Source organism: Wolbachia endosymbiont of Nomada ferruginata, from assembly GCF_001675785.1.
Classification (GTDB): domain Bacteria; phylum Pseudomonadota; class Alphaproteobacteria; order Rickettsiales; family Anaplasmataceae; genus Wolbachia; species Wolbachia pipientis.
Genome location: NZ_LYUY01000151.1, coordinates 1 through 1,569, shown reverse-complemented (window position 1 = coordinate 1,569; position 1,569 = coordinate 1). Strand labels below are relative to the sequence as shown.

Sequence of the window (1,569 nt, the reverse complement as noted above, 5' to 3'; positions counted from 1 at the left end):
AAGTTTCATATATCTGGCTATGAGTAAAGTTATGTTAAGTAGGGAATATGCTTGATTTACTGGTTTGTGGACAACCTCTTATTGCAGTGTTATACATTGTATTGAACAAAATTGAGAAAAAAGATTGTGCTTAATATACAAGACAACGCTCCGCTCTGTAGAAAATGGATGTTCTTGGCAGTATGTGCTCTTGCTTGCTCTGGGTTACTGTCAATAATTGTTATTTTTCTACGATTGCCTTTTATCTCTTCTCTTATTCCTTCTGCACAATATATTTTTGATAATGCGCTGGTGATACACGTGAACTTGTCAATTTTAGCGTGGATGTGCTCTATAATATCTCTGCTCTTTATCATAAACCTACAAAATACCAATAGTTGGTTTAACTTTTCATGGGTTCTATCAACCCTTTCGATGCTGCTCATGTTTATATCCGCATTCGTTCCAAACACTGAAGTTATCAAAAATAACTATATTCCCGTGTTACAAAACAAATTATTTTTGTTTGGACTCAGTTTGTTTATTGCCAGTATATTAGTAAATACAATGCTAGCATACACATCAAAAAAAGAGGTTTCATATCTCTCTGTGGGGCAAATTGGGCTGGTTATTATACTTGTATCGTCATTTCTTTGCTTTGTTTTAGCATATAATAATATGCCTCCAGGTCTATATCACTCAGATAATAATTTATTTTACGAATATCTCTTTTGGGGAGCTGGACATTTATTGCAGTTTGCTTTTACTCAAGGAATGTTTTTAGTGTATTTAATAATCAGTGATGTTAGTTTAGCGTCAAACAGTAAAATTACTATTTTACCACTATTTATAAACACAATTTTAGCTGTAGGCGCACCGTTTATATATTTTGTTTGTCCAGTTGATAGTGCCAAGTTAATACAGTTTTTTACTTGGCATATGAGGATTGCTGGAGCAGTTTTGCCGTGCTTTTTGATAATATTAGTGTGCTACAACATCAGAACTTTTATTAATGATAAAAGCAACTATTTATTACATTCATTTTTGTTGTTCACTTATGGAGATGTGCTCGGAGTGTTGACTATTGAAGGTAATGTCACGATTCCCGCTCATTACCATGGTTCTGTAGTTGGTATCACTATAGCTTTTATGAATTTTGTCTACTGGATGTTACCTAAATTAAACTTTAAAGAGATAAAAAGTTCCATGGTAAGATTACAGATTTATGCCTACAGTATAGGGCATTTTCTCCATATCACTGGCCTTGTGTGGCTTGGTGGATATGGTGCTTTAAGGAAGGTTGCAGATCTGCCAAGTATTTCGTCAATGTTAGCACGCACGTGCTTCATTATAGGTGGCGCTATATCAGTTGTTGGTGGAATGTTGTTCGTAATAATTGTGCTTTTACATCTGTTAAAAGGCAAAGCGCGTACCAACTGACCCATAGAAACAAAAAACTTACTTGACAAACTCCGCCAGCGCCCTTATCATGGTACTGAAGCTATTTATTTATCTTCATCTGTGCAGATTAAACAGCAAGAAAACAACGTAGTTGGCGTCTTATTTTTAATTTTTTGCACTATGTGCACC

The 1,569-nt window shown here is 34.9% G+C and carries 1 protein-coding gene; it reads left to right on the top strand.

Features of this window, described 5'->3' with window-relative positions; translation table 11 throughout:
- Positions 1-168 precede the first annotated feature (168 nt).
- Positions 169-1,419, top strand: a complete 1,251-nt coding sequence (locus BA053_RS06150) for a cbb3-type cytochrome c oxidase subunit I (RefSeq protein ID WP_174525440.1) — start codon at positions 169-171, stop codon at positions 1,417-1,419.
- Positions 1,420-1,569 lie beyond the last annotated feature (150 nt).